The organism is Bacillus sp. LR_5 (genome assembly GCF_042709275.1).
Genome location: NZ_JAVAXX010000136.1, coordinates 1 through 16,606, shown reverse-complemented (window position 1 = coordinate 16,606; position 16,606 = coordinate 1). Strand labels below are relative to the sequence as shown.

The window sequence follows — 16,606 nt, the reverse complement described above, 5'->3', positions numbered from 1 at the left end:
CAAAAGTTTACTTATTGATTAATGCCTTAACTCGATTCACTACGTTCGGAACTGAGAAGCCGTATTCGTTAATGATGGTTTCACCTGGAGCAGATGCACCGAATCGGTCTATGCCGAGAACGTCACCTTCAAGCCCCGTGTATTTGCCCCATCCAAATGATGAGCCCATTTCAATTGCAAGACGTTTTTTCACATCTGCAGGAAGGACTTCGTTTTTGTATTCATCAGATTGTTTCTCAAAACGGTCCATTGAAGGCATGCTGACAACAGAAACATCGATATTTTCTTTTGCCAATTCAGCCTGCGCTTCAATTGCAAGACCTACCTCTGATCCGGAGGCGATGAGAAGAGCGTCAGGTGTTTCGTTTTTAGATTTAGAAACGACATATGCACCTTTTTCTACTCCTGCCAATGCTTCTTCAGCTGTTTGATCGATGGTAGGAAGGTTTTGACGTGTAAGCACTAGCGCTGTTGGGTGGTCAGTGCTTTGCACTGCAAGCTTCCATGCTGCTGCTGTCTCATTGCCGTCTGCTGGACGGATCAAAGAAAGGTTTGGCATCGCACGGAGTGAAGCAAGCTGTTCAACAGGCTCGTGCGTCGGACCGTCTTCACCAACCGCAATACTGTCATGTGTGAAGACATATGTCACAGGAAGGCCCATTAACGCTGCAAGGCGAATCGCAGGACGCAGGTAATCAGAGAAGACAAAGAAAGTTCCGCCGAATACACGAAGACCGCCATGAAGCGCCATACCGTTTAAGGCTGCACCCATCGCAAATTCACGTACACCAAACCAGAAGTTTTTGCCTGAGTAATCAACCGCTGTAAAATCACCGGCATTTTTAATAGTCGTTTTGTTCGATCCCGCTAGGTCAGCAGAACCTCCGACAAAGAAAGGAATTTTTTTCGCAAGTCCGTTGAGAACTTCACCGGAAGATGCACGGGATGCCAGGCTGCTTCCTTTTTCATACACAGGAACCTCTTGATCCCAGTCCTTCGGAAGCTCTCCTTTGATTGCCAGTTCAAGCTGTTCAGCAAGTTCAGGATAAACTTCTTTATATTTAGCGAATTGAGCATTCCATTCTTGTTCTTTTTTCTCACCTGATTCTTTAACAGCTGCAGCGAAATGCTCATAAACTTCTGACGGAACGTAGAAGTCTTCTTCATATGTCCACGCGTAAGCTTCTTTTGTTAATTTGCTTTCCTCTTTACCAAGCGGCGCACCGTGAACACCGGATGTACCGGCACGGTTAGGTGAACCGAATCCGATTGTCGTTTTCACTTCAATTAATGTAGGTTTCTTTTCATTTTGGCGTGCTTTTTCGATAGCCGCTGTTAATTCTTCAATATTGTTTCCATCCTCAACATAAAGAACTTCCCAATTCATTGCTTCAAAACGCTGTTTCACGTTTTCAGAGAATGAACGGTCGAGGTCTCCATCAAGAGAGATGTCATTAGAATCGTATAGTACGATCAGACGGCCAAGCTGAAGATGGCCTGCGAGTGAAGCGGCTTCAGAAGAAATACCTTCCATTAAATCACCATCACCGCAAATACTGTATGTATAATGATCGACTACGTTAAATGAATCGCGGTTGTATGTTTCCGCTAAATGGCGTTCAGCAATTGCCATACCGACTGCCATGGCAATTCCTTGGCCAAGCGGACCTGTTGTAGCATCAACACCGGCAGTATGTCCGAATTCCGGATGTCCTGGTGTTTTGCTGCCCCACTGGCGGAATCCCTTAAGATCTTCAATACTAAGATCAAACCCGCTTAAATGAAGCATGCTGTATAATAGTGCTGACCCGTGTCCAGCAGATAAAACAAAACGGTCACGGTTAAACCAGCCAGGGTTTGCCGGACTTACGTTCATAAATTTTGTCCACAGCGTGTATGCCATTGGAGCGGCTCCCATCGGCATCCCTGGGTGACCAGAATTTGCTTTTTCAATAGCGTCTATTGACAGTGTGCGAATGGTAGCAACTGATTTCTTTTCAATTGTATCCATAAAAATCCCCTTCCTTATGTGTTGTACCCTTACATCATAAATGTCTGACGACTTTTTCTCAACTGTTTCAGCTTAAATTTGAGAGAAACTTGTTGAATTTTGTCACATAAGAGTTTTGATTATAGTATATGCAAAAGAGGAATACGATATTGCCGTATTCCTCTTATATTAGTGAAGTTTGTTATTTCTTTGTTCTCTTTTTAGCTTTTCTGGTGTTACATCATTGCCTTCTGGGTCAATGATTTTCACACTTTTTAACGTGTTCTTCATAGAAGAACGAAAACCTTTCAAGTACTCTTGACGGAGCTTTTGCTGTTCGGCTTTTTCTTCTTCTGTAATAACGCCAGCTTTAGCTTTGGCAGCAAGCTCATTAATTCTGGCAATTTTCGCGTTTGAAATCATGTTAAACTCCTTTATTGCATTTTGTCTATATAGTACTAGATCAAAAAAAGTTTTACAACTGATTCACTCTGCTGTCTCTTCATTCTCTATGTATTCCTGAAAACGCCGGTGAACGGTTGCTTTAGAGACATCATAGCCAAACCCTCTTAGGGTAGCCGCGATTTCAGCAAACGTCAGTTTATTCGCTCTCAGGCGGACGATCTCTGAGATTGGCACCTCTATTTTTTCTTTTCCACTGTTCCCATGTTGGTTTTTTAAGTTTTTTTGCGGTTTAAAACCGTTTTTTACTGCACGTTTCATTCCCCGTCTGATTTTCATGTTGTGAATCTTTCGCTGATACTCTTCCACAATGCTGACGATTTCCAAGACCATTGAGTCAGCCTCCGATAACTCCAGTTCACCTCTATGAGCCGTTGTATAGACTTTCACACCTTCTCTATAAATACAATGAAGCAGTGCGATTTTTGCGTTTCCCCGTCCGAGCCTTGTCTCATCCTGAACCAAAATGACATCAATTCCAGCGTTCTTAATCTCATCAAGCAGCTCAAATACACCATCCCGATCCATTTCATATCCGCTGGCTTTTTCTGAAATCACTTTGACCACTTCCATGCCGTTCTCCGCTGCAATGGCCGTAAGCTCCTCCTCCTGCCGCTTTAATGACGTTTCCTGCTGTTCTTTATTTGTGCTTACACGGGCATAAATGAGTGCTTTCATTTTATCTCTCTTTCCTCTCTATCTTACAGTTGCTAATTCATATGCATCCTGATGCTTCTTTTTCAATGGGATCACTAACTCATCACCCGGCTGGATATCAGAGGTTTGAAGTTGATTTTTATCAGCTACCCATTCAATAAAATCATTTTTGTTTATCTTTTTTGTATCTGCTACCTGATCAGCAATTGACCAAAGTGTGTCGCCTTGCTGGACTTCTATTTTAACATACTGATTAAGCTCTTGGCCGCTGCTTGTATATGACAGCATAAGGATAACCGCGCTCAAAATCACTGTGAACAGACCGACAAAAATAATAGATTCTTTACTCATGATCATAACCTCCAACAAGAATGTTTGTTCGCATTTTTATAATTTCAGTATATACGAACAAACGTTTCTGTCAATTGTTTTTTCGAACCTATGTTTGTACTGTAAGGAAAATCATGCTATAATCTTCTTAAAATCGACGTTTTGAGGTGCGAAAAATGACGAAGCTATCAAAAAGGCAACTTGATATCCTCCGTTTTATTAAAGCAGAGGTTAAATCAAAAGGATATCCGCCTTCCGTGAGAGAGATCGGAGAGGCTGTCGGGCTTGCGTCCAGCTCTACTGTCCACGGCCATTTGGCCCGCTTGGAAACAAAAGGGCTGATCAGACGGGATCCGACAAAACCAAGAGCAATAGAAATTCTTGATGAAGAAGTAGACATTCCGCAAAGCCAGGTCGTTAATGTACCAGTCATCGGGAAAGTCACGGCGGGATCTCCTATTACTGCAGTAGAAAATATTGAAGAATATTTTCCGCTCCCTGACCGCATGGTTCCTCCAGACGAGCATGTATTTATGCTGGAGATTATGGGAGACAGTATGATAGATGCTGGTATTCTCGATAAGGACTATGTCATCGTTAAACAGCAAAACACAGCGAACAATGGGGAAATTGTAGTTGCGATGACAGAAGATGATGAAGCAACTGTAAAACGATTCTATAAAGAGGATACACACATTCGCTTGCAGCCTGAGAACCCAACGATGGAACCTATCATTTTGCAGAATGTCAGCATTCTAGGGAAAGTGATTGGCGTGTTCAGAACCGTCCATTAATCTATTGATCTATCAGATGCATGAAATAACCCCCTCTTCCTTTACGGAGAGGGGGTTTGTTGTTCAAAAAAAGCAGGCTCGCCCTGACTTTTGGGTGCGAGCCTGAATAGGAGGAAAAAGAACATCATGTTTACACCATAATTATCCACCAAAAGATTGTTGAAGTCAAGAAATTTTCTTTCCTTCAGGAAACTTTTATCAAAATATGAACGTTTAGAATATTAGACGCTATCTTCTTAAAAACGTTTCATTTTTTAGGTGGTGGAAGGATGCGGTTTCATATTTATTAAGGGGCGAGGTAATTAAAACATACTGAAAATTTAGTACACAGTCTAATTAGTTCATCTTTCTGTTAAAACAGCTCGCTTTCTTCATATAAAATGTAATATGTATTTCAATTTTCTCCTTCACCGAATCACTTGTGCAGTTCAAAATATATGGCATCGTTGAACAAGTCGGGTAGAAACCTTCTCCAAACATAAAGTCTCCACCAACACCCTTCTTTAAATTTAACCTTATATGAAATATGGTGTGTGATGTCAAAAGGCCGTTTCATCATAAAAGTGCATATGCGTTTTTTCTTGTTTGTAATATCGAATCCTGTCTTGAAGGGTTCCGGTATGAAATTCAAATTTGTGGCCGTCAGGGTCGGTAAAATAAATTGATTTTCGATCGCATTCATCTCGTTCTCTGCCAGGCAGAATATTGACATGAAGTCTTTTTAATTTAGCTGACATCTCCTCAAATTCATGATCTTCAATTGTAAAAGCAATATGGGTATAAGAAAGCTTAATGTCATTTCTCGGGATGTCTGGTTCTTCATTAAGCGCTAGCCAGATGCCGTTCATATCAAAATATGCAGTTGTTCTTCCCTTTACCAAAAGCTTTGCACCAAACACTTTTTGATAAAAATCAATCGATGTATCCAAATGCGAAACTGAAAATAGCAAGTGATTGATTCCTTTTATCTCCACAAATCATTCCCCCCTTGAAAGCTGATCATCCACATATACGACTTTTTTCATAAGAAAGTTTCATACAGCTGAAAAAAATACCAGTGTAAACAAAAACGGACTGTTTAAAATAGTAACATGACCATTATGAATGGTTTTGAATTGCATTATTTATCATTTGTTTACGCCCAAGAATTTTCTTCAAAAAATAACAATTTAGGTGGTCAAATGAAACATATCATTGCGCTTGCTTCAAAGATTGCTTTCACTCTCGCCCTTTTATATGTGATTTTGGACAGAGTCTATCACGCATCCTTCTTAAGTGTGATGTTTATTGCACTTTTCTTAGGTTTTGTTTCCTATCTTTCTGGTGACATGCTCGTCTTACCCAGAACAAACAATATTACAGCTTCATTGGCTGACTTTGGCCTTTCATTCGTTATTCTTTGGGTATTTGTTTTAACCCAAACAAGAAACGATTTCTCACCATTTGGAGCGGCTCTCCTTTCCGCTGCCTGTCTTACTGTTTTTGAATACTTTTTTCATCGGTATTTACTGAAAAATGTGCTTGATGAAAATTTCCGAAATGAACTGTCAGCGAGAGATAACACGTTGCAGTATCAAACGGAAGCCGCGGACGAGCTGTTTCCCGAAACGAAAGAGAAGCATAAGGAATAGGAGGCTGTCTTATCGCCTCCTATTTTTCAGTAGCTATTTTTGAGAAAACGGAACATCACTTCTGTAAACTCATAAAACCTCTCATTTTGAGTAACAGCTCTGCTTTTTAAAGAAAAGATGCCGAACAAAGACTTTCGAAACCCTGTGCTCATTTCTATCTGAATACTTAAACCTGTTTTTGATTTATTTGCAATGTTATTCGGACTAACGCCCGCATGTGGATGGTCCGTATTGAGCAATACAGCAGGAAAACCGGCATGCTGCAATTTCTCAACTAAATCTGCCGCTCTTACGCGATCTGTACCGCCGACTTCGATCTGCTGATCTTCTTCTGCGTACCCGTGTAATGAAATGACATATTCATGATTTCCCGTCATTTTAAGGGCCCGAGGTTCATCAAAGTGCGTGCTCGTAATGTGCAGGACTGAGTTTCCTGCCGATTTTAAGCCTTCAAATAAATACATCGAGTACTCTTTGCTGAGCTCTCTCGCTACTTCACTTGTCCCGCCTTCAATACCTCCTCCGTGAATGGCTAAAACAAGAACAGGGCTTCCGGTTTCTTTCGTAACAACGCCGTAATCAGAAGGATCTTCATTGCTTTTTAATTCCTCAAAATTCTGATATACATCTTCAGCATAAATTGAAGAAATCGGAGTAAACACCATAAAAACCAACAATAATTTTACAATTTTAATAGTTGATGGAAAACGTTTGGCTATGTTACAATCAACATGCTTCAAGGAATGGAGCAAACGGCGGAGCAGGGATACTTTGGCCGGTTTCATCTACTCCGCCTCTAAGTCCAAATCAACAGGATGTAGGTCTCTTTGAGGCTTTAGCACGAATTCTCTCGTCCTCCTTGTTAAATTTTTGTTAAATTCACAATATTATATACCATTAGCCCGGGCGCTGTTCTTCTCATTTTTGAATTTATGAAAAGTAAGCTGGCACCACCTCTCCCATTTCCATACAAAACAAAAATGCACCTGCCCTTTGGCCTGTGCATTTTTTATTTTCTCTTCATTCTTCGTTTTTTTGCTTGATTTAATTTCATGATGTTTTTTTCAATTTTTCTTATGTTTCGCCTTTGCGGGATTGTTTTCATTTCATAATAAACAGAAATAAACCCGCTTACTGTCACTGCTGCAATATAAAGGACGCGCTGTTTGATCATCCGGTCAGCGTGTCCATGATCATTCGCTTCTTTTTCCAGTCTTTCGATCACAGCTTTATCAAACAGCTGATCGACATACACTTGTTTCATTCCCACTGCAAACCCCGCAGCCAGCCAAAGAATCAGAAATAAACTGATATAAAACACCATAAACCCTTCCTTTCCTGTCTTGATGCGGTGCAGAATTTTGAAATGCAGCAACTGGCAGACGAAGCTTCTTCTTTGTGTTAGGTTCTTTCAATAGGCTGGTTAATATGTGTAATGCTGTAATGAACAGTTAGAAATTTTAATCCAAACAGCCACATATGATGAACAGCGGTTAATTTGTTGTCATGTGCAGCTTCTATCAGAAAGGTTTCAGATAAAGGAAGCGGACAAGTTCCCGCTCTTGTTTGCAGATAAATCCCCTCATCCCCCGCTCTGCTTTTTCTCCGGCTGCTTGTTAAAACCAGCTTCTCCTGATGATGATATGGTTTTAAAACACCTGTCATGCTGCTGAATGGAAGCGGTAAAGAAATATTCATATACCCCTCTCCATTTGAACGATACACTGAATAAAGAGCGGTAAAAATGGTTTCGTTTTTTTCATTTGTTCTAATCCAGGCACGTACTCTTTCCCTTCCGTCTTTTTTAGAATGAACACCTCTTATCTTGCTGTACATCCTATACCAGTCAGGGTTCGTCGAAAGATGTATTTGACCGATTCTTCTGCTGAACCATTCGTAAATAATTGCAAGCGGCCGAAACCACGTGCTCCATGTTACTTTTGCTTTAATATTGTATTCGATGGTTTGTTCATAAAACGAAAGAATGAGCGGCGCCAGTTTTTCTGGTGAAAAATCTTTTGAACGCAGGCTGCCCATATCATCCACAAGTCCGCTGTACCGAGCGTTATTTTCAGCTTGAATACTAGCTAAAAATTCTTCTCCAATCTTTCTTTTTCCGTAGATACGGCTGAATGTCTTTACACTGTCTGCATCAAAAGGTTTCGCATCCTCTATTCTCCACCCTATGAGAGCGGGCAAGATAACACCAAACGCATTGACAAAACCGTGAATCCAAATCATCTGATTGATGGTCAATGTAACTTCTTGCCGAAATACACCAAATGAATAAATCATCGAGAAAGCAATCGTTATCATTAAAACAGCGGAAGAAAGCCGAATAAGAAATGTCCCCGTCTTGGTGCGAAAAGCTGCCGTGAACACCAAAAATGCATGAAGATAAATCGCCGCCATATAAATGCTAACCGCAATGACATCAAGTGTTTTTGAATATGTGATGCCCAGTGCGATAAGAAGGGGCGAAAGCAAAATCACCCATGTTATCCAACTGTACAACATCCGATGTTTTCTAATGGTTCTGCCGAGTAATCCGTTGAAGATCGGGATCAGAAAAGCAGAATAGTGAAAGTGGACAGCAGTAAGCAAAATGATGAGAGGGCCAAATTGCATGATCTGCAAATGGGCAGCATAAGCAAAAAACCAAAATCCTCCTCCCGCCAAATAAATAAGGCCGAACAAAACTGATGTCTCTTCGATTCTATGTATCTTTGTTTCCCAAAGGCGGAGGATCGCATACAATGCAATAAAAACTGTGTACATCCACCAGATAAGTGCGAAAACTCCAACCTCTGTCACAAGAGCCAACACCGCAAAGAATGCGGCTGCCGGATAGCACTGGATTAGCCCATATTCCATAAACTGAGCAGCACGAACCGGCGATTGACGAAAAACAAAAGGGAAAATTCCCGGCACGAAAAATAGAATGGATAACAAAACGAGTGCCTCTGCCACTGAAATATCCGGTGCTTCCGCTGCAAGAAATCCTATAAAACAAAGCGCACTGACTATGCCATTTCGTTGCATGATTCTCTCTCTTCCTCCTGAAACGTTCCTTTATAAAAGAAAAGAGTGCCAAGAATTGTATTTTGCACATGCACTTCAATGGTGAAACAATTCTTTTTTTCATCAAACGTTTCGCAAACTACGGATGTACCGGTCAGCCATTTCGGCAACGGGATTCTTTTTCCGCATATCAATAGCCATTGCTTTCCCGATGTGATCGTAAGAGAGCCGTCATGAGATGCCTCGAACGTCAAAACAGACAGCAGCAGATGAGGTTTGCCGAAGAAATCAAGTATTCTATTTTCTTTCTCGTCATATATCATTATCGCGTCAAAGAAACGTTTTTTGCCTTTAAAGATAAATGTACGATTCCATTCTATTCCTGTATGTTGTGATTTCAAAAGACAAGTTCTATTTTGTATTGTAAATGGAATGTCTTTGCCTCTTTCTGAAAAGAAGCATCTGAAAAAAACACCCAGCTTTAACAGCATTCTAACCAGAAAAGAGCCTCCGCTTATTTCTGACATCGTTCCCGTCCCGCTGAATGTTTGAGACCCGTCTAATTGGTACCGTTTCCGCAGCTTGGGATGCAGCAAATGATAGTTAATAATTGATTTTTCATAAATCGAACTCACAATGTCACTTCTTTCTCTTTCGTTTTGTGCGCCTGGCACTGGGGAGCTGCAGGCTAAGAGCGCCGCTTGCAGCGGAAAACACACTCAACAGAATCCACATGAATATTTCGGAACCTAGACAAGCAAACCCAGCAAAAATACAAGCCTGGACACCATGAATGATCCATTTTCTTTTTAAAGGAAGCAGCCACAAAATAGCTAAGCCTATCTCCGCTGTTCCTGCCAAAATGCTTGTTTCAACACCTGCAAAGCCTTGATAGAACCAAAACAGGCTGAAAAACAGACACATGAACACATAGATGATAGCAGATCGAATGAAGCGCTTCGGATGTTTATTTTGCTCTACCCAAAGCCTTAATGCATCAAAGCTCCAGGCAGTCGCCCAGCCAAGCAGCGGTCGAAATAATAAACGATCGATCCATCTTCCCGGCAGTCCGTAGGCTGTTTTGTATTGATACTGTGTTAAAAACGTCATTTTCCCATTTTCTCTCTGTATATACTTCCAGTAGCCGCTTCCATGCCGAATCAGAGATAACGGATGATTAGAGCCAAAAGCCAGTGAAGAAGACCTTTCAGATGAACATTTGTTGAAAACACCGACGGTTTCTCCTGTACCTGACACCTTTAATCCAAAGCCTATCCTTGTTTCGTAAAGAAACTTCTGTTTTTCGCATGGCTGACTATTCAAATACGTAATATTTGAAAACCGGAGATCCCATTCCTTATGCAGTGATGGGTTTTGTGTATATTCCCAGAGTGTATCCAGATCAGATTTCATTTCGATTTCTACATAAATCGGTTTCTGCCTCACAGCCCCTTCTCCCTTCTATTTCAAGCAATTCCTATATTAGCATATTGGTCGATTCGTTAAGTGTATATCTCTCCAAAAAAAGTATCTTTATCCTAAAAAATGCATAAAAAAGAGAAGAGAGGTTTCCTTCTCTTCCTTGGGATTCATTACTGAGTTTTAACCGTGCCGAAATGAGTAATTGTGACGTTCACACTGTATGTGATGTCGGCTTTACTGAAGGTGTCATCCCAGTTATTTTTCACCCTTTTCCATAAGTGAGGATATGTAAGTCTAAAAGATTCATCAAAACCCGCAACATCTGCTTTATAATCATGCTGAATTTTTTTTAATACCTGACCAACTATTTTCTTTACCTCGTTTTCAATAGTCGTTTCGAGACGATCTATAAACTGGGTGTCCAACGCCTCTTTTGTGTTCCAGTTTTCAACCAAATCGCCTTCTGATTCAATATCGACATGGAATGAAATATCTTTCCCTTTTACGATTGGCTGAATTTTGCTTTTGATTTTATTGATATCGTACGCTAACGTCTGTTGGCTCTTTTTATCATGACTTTTGACAACTCCGCCTTTCCCTTCTCCTCTAATCCATGTAATCCCCTCAGTTTCATATTCATTTAAAGTGCCGATCATTTTTTTCGATTTTCCGTTGATTACAGCTGCTCCGGAATACTTGACCGCTCCATTGGCCGCAACCACATTTTGCAGTAAAAAACTGCTGCCAGAATGCAGTTTTCCAATTAGTTTCGCGAGTGTCATAGGGGGAAGTATTCTGGAAACTTTATGTTCATTTTCACCTAATCCAATCAGCCGAAAAGCCGGGATTTCTCCGTTCTCTTTCAGCTGGAGAGCGTCTCTTGCTTCCCCTTTAGCAGATAAAACAAGACAGCTCAGCCTGATTTCATTATCACGAAAAAATTGATCCAGCATTTCGTCGATAGGAAATGTGTGCAGCACATCTTCACTCATGACAACAACTTTTAAATGCGGGCTAAACACTTCTCGGTCCCGTCTTAATGCAACCTCACTTCCGATCTGCTGTAATGAATCCCCTGTTTCACTTATATTAATGTACGCTTTTTGCGCTCCTTGTCCGCTACCGCCTCCCCCGCTTGTGCCCGCGCCTGCCGCTTTTTCATTAACAAATTGATAGGTCAGCGTAATATTGTCTTTTTTTGGATAGCTCCCGCCCTCTTCTTTTAACTCTTTTTCAGTGTTCGTTTCTTTTCCTTTATCAATTGCGATAGCGAATGTGAGACCCAGATCTTCTATTTCCCGACTGCTCCAGCATCCTGTTACGCAAATCATCAGCAGACATACTATGACCATAGCAGGCAATTGATGTTTTAGTTTACTTTTCACCTCTTTTCCTCCATTTCGAAATGACTAACAGCAAAATCGGCAAAGCGCCAAATATATACAAAGCGATATGACTGACCGTATCGCCCAATATAAAGACGTCATTTTCATTTTTCGGCATGCAAGAGAGGATATATATAACAGGAAGCAGCCCAAACATACATGAAAGGGGTTTCTTTTTAAAAACTTGTGAGACTCCCAGGGAAGCTGCATAAAAAGTGATAATAAACGTGGCAAAAAGCTGCATAATCCAAATCACAAGCAGAAATGATTCAAACCGTTCAAATATTAAACCAGGTATTTCAAAACTTCTCATCAGGTCAAGCCCCGGCCATGTTCTCGTCACAACTCCCTCAACTGATAGTGCACCGATGACCATAATCATCGTAATCATATAAAAACTGGTCACAACGCCTGTCCCGATCACAACTGCTTTCACCGCATTTTTCGGCTTTTTCATAAATGCTACTAAAATGAACATAATTTCTGAACATGTAAATGAAAGGTTCGTTGTCTTTACACCTCTAAGAACCGGCATGATTCCATCACCTAATACAGGGCGCAAATTGTTGATCTCAAATATGCCTAAACTCATGAGGGCTATCGTTAAAAAGATGATGACCGTAATCGGAAAAATCATTTCAAAAAGCCGTGCAATCGGATCTAGGCCTTGTGTAATTGAATAAAGCCCAATCCAAAGAACTGTCATAATGATGGCCCAAGACGGTGTCCCTTCGAGGAGAAAAAAATCCACGATTTCGGACATGACTCTGACTTCAAATGCACCGAGTGCCAGAAAATAAGTAATAAAAACAATACTGATCAGATGCCCGAGCCATTTTCCTACAATATGTCGGGAGTATTCATAAAAGGTCTCCTTAGGATACTGCTGGCTTAATTTAACTATCATCATCCCGGCTATTACCGCTAGGACCCCGCCTAATAAAACTGAAATCCATCCATCAGGAGATTGTGTTTGTTCTGTTACTGTCCGAGGGAGCGTAAGAACTCCGGCAGCAAGCATATAATTAATGATGATAATCGTTGCCTGAGCGGTTGTGATTTTACTGGTTGGGCTGAACATGAGACTTTATCACCATCCTGTCGAGTTCATCACTTCACCCGTTTTGTATTATCTGTATTCATCATTTTAGGCCGGCGCTTCATGACTAAAAGAGGCATTCTGATAACAAAGTCTTTCCAATCTTTTAAGTGATAGGGCACTGCCGGACTTGCGTATGGCACACCAAAGCTCTTTAGCTTTACGACATGGCTGCTTAGCAGCAGATAATACATAATGACTCCAAACAATCCAAACACCGCCGCACAAAACATCGCGCCAAACCGAAGCATCCGAAGTGCTATACCTGTGCTATAATGCGGGATGGCAAATGAAGAAATTGCTGTGAGCGCAACAACAATGACCATGATTGGACTGACAATCCCCGCCTGCACAGCTGCTTCCCCGATGATTAATCCGCCAACTATGCCTATTGCGGGTCCAATTGGTTTTGGCAAACGAAGCCCCGCCTCTCTTAAAATTTCAATCGCGACTTCCATAAATAAGGCTTCAATCAGAGATGGGAACGGAACACCTTGGCGCGTCCCGGAAATTGAAATCGCCAGCTTGGTCGGAATTAACCCAGGATGAAAAGAAATAAATGATATATATAAAGCGGGTGCGAATAACGTTATCATTGCTGCGATGAACCTCAGCAATCTGATGAGCGAGCTCGGGAACCACCGTTCATAATAATCTTCAGGCGATTGAAGCATCATGCTGAAAGTGACTGGAACAATCAAAGCAAACGGAGTGCCGTCAAGCAGAATGGCTACTCTTCCTTCCATTAATCCGCTTATGACGCGATCAGGACGTTCTGTACTCTGTACTTGCGGGAACGGGCTCAAATAATTATCCTCAATTAACTGTTCAACGTAACCTGACTCCGGCAAATGATCGATCTCAATCCCTCTCACTCTTTTTCTTACTTCCTCGACTACTTTTGGATCTGCAATGTCATTCATATAAGCGATGATTAAATCCTTTTTTAATCGTGTTCCTACTTCAAATCTCTGCAATGTTAATTGATCATTTTTTCCTTGCTGTCTCAAAAGAGCTGTATTCGTACTCAACTCTTCTGTAAAGCCTGTGCGCGGCCCTCTGACAAGCGCTTCTGAAAGCGGCTCCTCGATACTTCGATTTTGTTTTTTTACAGTTCCCAGAAGAAACGCCTGCGGTATTCCATCAATGAGAAGCGCTGTCGAACCCATGAAAACATTCAACACGATATCACTGATTTTCTCTGATTCTATGACATCACCGATTGATACGATTTGATTTTTTATCTGTTTCGAAGTTAAAATACCTTTGCCGGATTGAGAAATTTTATCATTTACCTGATTAGGTTGATTCATGACTAACACTGATAATCCTTTATTAATCAAATCCTGATCAGACAGTCCTTCAACAAAGATCAATGCCGCTTTCACATGTAAATGAGTGATTTCAAGCTCACGGAAATGAACGTCCCCGTTATGTCCTATTTTTCTTTTTACATGTTCTAAATCGTATCCGATGTTACCGGTTAACACATCCTGATCCTTTTCAGCTGTTGAATGATCTGATTTATGCTGCTTCTGTGTTTTGTACTGATTGCTCCGCCACCTCATCATTGCACCTTCTTATACATGAATCCAAGTAAACACTTTATAGATTACATATGGAACGAGAAATACTACTAACGCTTGAAACCACACATTCCAATCAGTAAGTGTTGATATCATGTTATCCATCTGTCATTTCCCCTCTCTCTAATAGGATTATTTTTCCCGTATACCTATTTTTTATGTTCGTCTTTTTTCTCAATAAAAAAAGCATGATGAACATTTCATCATGCTTTTAAAGAAATCAACCTGACCATTTTGCATTATTAAACACAAAATGAGCCTTTTAGCAGTCTGGGATAAACTACAATTCCAGCTTGAAGCTTTCTGCCTGATCTGAAACTTCCACAGGAATCCCCATTATCGTTTTCGGTTTGGAAACGTAAATAAAGCGCATTTCTTCCTCTAATTGCTGAAACGCTTTTTCACTAACTAAAATTCTGGCCGGCTTCCCTGGACTGTTATCAATGGCTGCTTTGATTTTTCCAAGCATAAAAAACCTCCTGTTTTAGAAAATGGCTCATTTACTATTAAAACAAAAATCGCAAAATAAATTGGCTGAACAGGAATCCCAGTTTAAACATAACAGTTGCGGCTGAGCAAACAAGCATGAACGAAATGACAACATACACATCTCTCTTTCTCGTGTATGCAGAATTCTCCCATTCACAGATCAGACTGGCGACTGACACGCTGTTGAACAGCAGCTTTAGCATAAATAATGAACGCTATGGACATGATCTTATTAGTTATTATATGATTGAATTGAAAAAAACATCATATGTCAAGAGGTAAACGAAATGGCTCAAAACAACGAAAATGCATTACCAGATATTACAAAAACTATTACCCTGGAGGCTCCCATTCAGAAAGTCTGGGAGACAGTCTCTACTTCAGAAGGCATTGCCAAGTGGTTTATGCCCAATGACTTTCAGCTCAAAGAAGGACAAGAATTTCACTTACAATCGCCGTTTGGGCCGTCCCCTTGTAAAGTTTTGGCTGTTCAAGCTCCAACTGAACTTTCTTTTGAATGGGATACAGAAGGATGGGTCGTTACCTTTCAATTAGAAGACTTGGGGGAAAAGACAGGGTTTACCCTTATTCACAGCGGCTGGAAAGAGCCGAGTGAAGTGATCGGCAAAGCAAACGAGAAAAGCTCCGTCGTTCGCGGTAAGATGGATGGCGGCTGGACTGGCATTGTAAATGAACGGCTTCGTAAGGCTGTCGAAGAATAAAAAAGAGAGAGGTATCTCTCTTTTTTGTTCTTTCCCAAGGGTTATACTTCACAATTTGAGTCCATCAATCATAAAACGTAACAGTTTTAGATTTACCAGAGTAATCGGTAACAAAGAACTCGGCCTTGTTATTGCTCCCATCTACAAATTTTCCAATACTGCCAAAGGTGTGGCATTCTCCGGGTGAAAAATAGTTTGCCCCTACATAATCATCAGGATTGTCACCGGGATCATCCTCATATAAGTGCAGTGAAACAGAAAAAGGAGTGCTTCCTGAAAGGCACACTCTAAAATCTCCTCCGGTCGAGTATACCGTCGGACTTGAGTAAGTATATGTGTAAGTCCCCAACTTATCCCACTCTCCAGCCCCCGCAGTTCCGGCTTTTTCTGCTTGTGCCGTTAATGGAAAAACCGTAGCCAACCCTATAACAGACAAAAATCCAACTACCTTAGTGAATCTCATCAGCTACACCACTCCTCTATTTCAATAATAGCCGCAGATACGTTTGTATCATTTCCGGCAGAGCTACATAATTGATCCAGCCTGCCTCCCTGCTTCTTAGGCAGGTGGCATTGGACATTATATTCAGCAGCAGCCGTTTTATGAATCCGTCTTTGTGCTGGTTTTAAAATGTTCAAAATAAATGCATTCCCATTTGTACTGCTATCTCTTATAATTTGTTTAAAAGGTTGTACTTCAATCAGGGGGAAAAGGATATGGAATTAAGCTTCACAAAAATACTCGTTATTTTGTTTGTGGGTTTTTTAGTATTTGGGCCTGATAAACTGCCGGCGCTTGGCCGTGCAGCAGGAAAAGCCTTATCAGAATTTAAACAAGCAACAAGCGGACTGACTCAGGATATCAGAAAAAATGACTCAGAAAACAAAGAAGATAAACAAATGTAGGATAAATCGTTTGGGCCGATGAAAAATCGGCTCTTTATTTTGATTTGTTTCTGTGTCATCTGTCTTTTTTTATCATTTGGACAGCCCTTTTTTCCTTCTATGATTTTAACTG

Annotated in this window: 19 protein-coding genes and 2 pseudogenes; 4 read left to right on the top strand and 17 right to left on the bottom strand. The window is 40.9% G+C overall.

All coding sequences use genetic code 11. The features are described from left to right. Positions 1-7 precede the first annotated feature (7 nt). From tkt to yneA, 4 genes are all read right to left on the bottom strand, one after another. Positions 8-2,011, bottom strand: a complete 2,004-nt coding sequence (tkt, locus tag RAC86_RS22615; RefSeq protein ID WP_014476936.1) for a transketolase — start codon at positions 2,009-2,011, stop codon at positions 8-10. Between the two features lie 168 nt (positions 2,012-2,179). Further along, positions 2,180-2,413, bottom strand: a complete 234-nt coding sequence (locus tag RAC86_RS22610; protein WP_003231595.1) for a DUF896 domain-containing protein — start codon at positions 2,411-2,413, stop codon at positions 2,180-2,182. A 63-nt stretch (positions 2,414-2,476) separates the two neighbouring features. Further along, positions 2,477-3,130, bottom strand: a complete 654-nt coding sequence (locus RAC86_RS22605) for a YneB family resolvase-like protein (RefSeq protein WP_015714011.1) — start codon at positions 3,128-3,130, stop codon at positions 2,477-2,479. A gap of 18 nt (positions 3,131-3,148) precedes the next feature. Next, positions 3,149-3,466, bottom strand: a complete 318-nt coding sequence (gene yneA / locus RAC86_RS22600) for a cell division suppressor protein YneA (protein WP_003231598.1) — start codon at positions 3,464-3,466, stop codon at positions 3,149-3,151. Between the two features lie 149 nt (positions 3,467-3,615). Between yneA and lexA the strand changes: the two genes are divergently transcribed. Then, positions 3,616-4,233, top strand: a complete 618-nt coding sequence (gene lexA / locus RAC86_RS22595; protein ID WP_003238209.1) for a transcriptional repressor LexA — start codon at positions 3,616-3,618, stop codon at positions 4,231-4,233. Between the two features lie 352 nt (positions 4,234-4,585). On the opposite strand, the pseudogene RAC86_RS22590 reads toward lexA, so the two are convergent. Further along, positions 4,586-4,864 (bottom strand): annotated as a pseudogene (locus tag RAC86_RS22590) (hypothetical protein). Further along, positions 4,773-5,207 carry a metallothiol transferase FosB gene (gene fosB, locus RAC86_RS22585; protein WP_377886047.1) on the bottom strand — a complete coding sequence of 145 codons (435 nt, stop codon included), beginning with the start codon at positions 5,205-5,207 and terminating at the stop codon, positions 4,773-4,775. The pseudogene RAC86_RS22590 and the gene fosB overlap by 92 nt, the downstream one beginning before the upstream one ends. Positions 5,208-5,414: 207 nt before the next feature. On the opposite strand from fosB, the gene RAC86_RS22580 reads away from it, so the two are divergent. Further along, positions 5,415-5,864, top strand: a complete 450-nt coding sequence (locus tag RAC86_RS22580) for a YndM family protein (protein WP_003245454.1) — start codon at positions 5,415-5,417, stop codon at positions 5,862-5,864. A 26-nt stretch (positions 5,865-5,890) separates the two neighbouring features. Here RAC86_RS22580 and pghL read toward each other — a convergent pair whose 3' ends face one another. From pghL to RAC86_RS22535, 9 genes are all read right to left on the bottom strand, one after another. Beyond that, positions 5,891-6,649 (bottom strand): gamma-polyglutamate hydrolase PghL, encoded by a 759-nt coding sequence (gene pghL, locus RAC86_RS22575; RefSeq protein WP_088326114.1) that lies wholly within the window; start codon positions 6,647-6,649, stop codon positions 5,891-5,893. Between the two features lie 224 nt (positions 6,650-6,873). Then, complete coding sequence (locus RAC86_RS22570; RefSeq protein WP_003245621.1) at positions 6,874-7,188, bottom strand: hypothetical protein; 315 nt, start codon at positions 7,186-7,188, stop codon at positions 6,874-6,876. 77 nt (positions 7,189-7,265) lie between these two features. Further along, complete coding sequence (locus RAC86_RS22565; protein WP_088326112.1) at positions 7,266-8,906, bottom strand: YndJ family protein; 1,641 nt, start codon at positions 8,904-8,906, stop codon at positions 7,266-7,268. Further along, positions 8,888-9,520 (bottom strand): DUF4166 domain-containing protein, encoded by a 633-nt coding sequence (locus RAC86_RS22560; RefSeq protein WP_014479930.1) that lies wholly within the window; start codon positions 9,518-9,520, stop codon positions 8,888-8,890. The genes RAC86_RS22565 and RAC86_RS22560 overlap by 19 nt, the downstream gene beginning before the upstream one ends. A 4-nt stretch (positions 9,521-9,524) precedes the next feature. After that, on the bottom strand, positions 9,525-10,331 hold the full coding sequence (locus RAC86_RS22555; RefSeq protein WP_088326109.1) for a hypothetical protein: 807 nt from the start codon (positions 10,329-10,331) through the stop codon (positions 9,525-9,527). A gap of 146 nt (positions 10,332-10,477) precedes the next feature. Further along, positions 10,478-11,692: a Ger(x)C family spore germination protein gene (locus tag RAC86_RS22550; RefSeq protein WP_377886046.1), complete on the bottom strand. Its 1,215-nt coding sequence runs from the start codon at positions 11,690-11,692 to the stop codon at positions 10,478-10,480. Continuing rightward, positions 11,682-12,773, bottom strand: coding sequence for a spore germination protein (locus RAC86_RS22545; RefSeq protein ID WP_088326105.1), 1,092 nt, complete (start codon positions 12,771-12,773; stop codon positions 11,682-11,684). The genes RAC86_RS22550 and RAC86_RS22545 overlap by 11 nt, the downstream gene beginning before the upstream one ends. Positions 12,774-12,802: 29 nt before the next feature. After that, positions 12,803-14,362 (bottom strand): spore germination protein, encoded by a 1,560-nt coding sequence (locus RAC86_RS22540; protein ID WP_377886045.1) that lies wholly within the window; start codon positions 14,360-14,362, stop codon positions 12,803-12,805. A gap of 295 nt (positions 14,363-14,657) precedes the next feature. Continuing rightward, complete coding sequence (locus RAC86_RS22535; RefSeq protein ID WP_377886044.1) at positions 14,658-14,846, bottom strand: hypothetical protein; 189 nt, start codon at positions 14,844-14,846, stop codon at positions 14,658-14,660. Positions 14,847-15,153: 307 nt separating this feature from the next. Between RAC86_RS22535 and RAC86_RS22530 the strand changes: the two genes are divergently transcribed. After that, positions 15,154-15,588 carry an SRPBCC family protein gene (locus RAC86_RS22530; RefSeq protein ID WP_377886043.1) on the top strand — a complete coding sequence of 145 codons (435 nt, stop codon included), beginning with the start codon at positions 15,154-15,156 and terminating at the stop codon, positions 15,586-15,588. Between the two features lie 64 nt (positions 15,589-15,652). Here the strand turns inward: RAC86_RS22530 and RAC86_RS22525 are convergent, their stop codons facing one another. Next, positions 15,653-16,051 (bottom strand): hypothetical protein, encoded by a 399-nt coding sequence (locus RAC86_RS22525; RefSeq protein ID WP_134983485.1) that lies wholly within the window; start codon positions 16,049-16,051, stop codon positions 15,653-15,655. Between the two features lie 16 nt (positions 16,052-16,067). Further along, positions 16,068-16,227: pseudogene (locus RAC86_RS22520) on the bottom strand (hypothetical protein). Between the two features lie 78 nt (positions 16,228-16,305). Here RAC86_RS22520 and tatAC point away from each other — a divergent pair. After that, positions 16,306-16,494: a twin-arginine translocase TatAC gene (gene tatAC / locus RAC86_RS22515; RefSeq protein ID WP_003231634.1), complete on the top strand. Its 189-nt coding sequence runs from the start codon at positions 16,306-16,308 to the stop codon at positions 16,492-16,494. Positions 16,495-16,606 lie beyond the last annotated feature (112 nt).

Bases quoted from the DNA above. Each gene is read 5' to 3' on its own strand.
- tkt (WP_014476936.1), bottom strand. From the start codon at position 2,011: ATGGATACAATTGAAAAGAAATCAGTTGCTACCATTCGCACACTGTCA.
- RAC86_RS22610 (WP_003231595.1), bottom strand. From the start codon at position 2,413: ATGATTTCAAACGCGAAAATTGCCAGAATTAATGAGCTTGCTGCCAAA.
- RAC86_RS22605 (WP_015714011.1), bottom strand. From the start codon at position 3,130: ATGAAAGCACTCATTTATGCCCGTGTAAGCACAAATAAAGAACAGCAG.
- yneA (WP_003231598.1), bottom strand. From the start codon at position 3,466: ATGATCATGAGTAAAGAATCTATTATTTTTGTCGGTCTGTTCACAGTG.
- lexA (WP_003238209.1), top strand. From the start codon at position 3,616: ATGACGAAGCTATCAAAAAGGCAACTTGATATCCTCCGTTTTATTAAA.
- RAC86_RS22580 (WP_003245454.1), top strand. From the start codon at position 5,415: ATGAAACATATCATTGCGCTTGCTTCAAAGATTGCTTTCACTCTCGCC.
- pghL (WP_088326114.1), bottom strand. From the start codon at position 6,649: ATGAAACCGGCCAAAGTATCCCTGCTCCGCCGTTTGCTCCATTCCTTG.
- RAC86_RS22570 (WP_003245621.1), bottom strand. From the start codon at position 7,188: ATGGTGTTTTATATCAGTTTATTTCTGATTCTTTGGCTGGCTGCGGGG.
- RAC86_RS22565 (WP_088326112.1), bottom strand. From the start codon at position 8,906: ATGCAACGAAATGGCATAGTCAGTGCGCTTTGTTTTATAGGATTTCTT.
- RAC86_RS22545 (WP_088326105.1), bottom strand. From the start codon at position 12,773: ATGTTCAGCCCAACCAGTAAAATCACAACCGCTCAGGCAACGATTATC.
- RAC86_RS22540 (WP_377886045.1), bottom strand. From the start codon at position 14,362: ATGATGAGGTGGCGGAGCAATCAGTACAAAACACAGAAGCAGCATAAA.
- RAC86_RS22535 (WP_377886044.1), bottom strand. From the start codon at position 14,846: ATGCTTGGAAAAATCAAAGCAGCCATTGATAACAGTCCAGGGAAGCCG.
- RAC86_RS22530 (WP_377886043.1), top strand. From the start codon at position 15,154: ATGGCTCAAAACAACGAAAATGCATTACCAGATATTACAAAAACTATT.
- RAC86_RS22525 (WP_134983485.1), bottom strand. From the start codon at position 16,051: ATGAGATTCACTAAGGTAGTTGGATTTTTGTCTGTTATAGGGTTGGCT.
- tatAC (WP_003231634.1), top strand. From the start codon at position 16,306: ATGGAATTAAGCTTCACAAAAATACTCGTTATTTTGTTTGTGGGTTTT.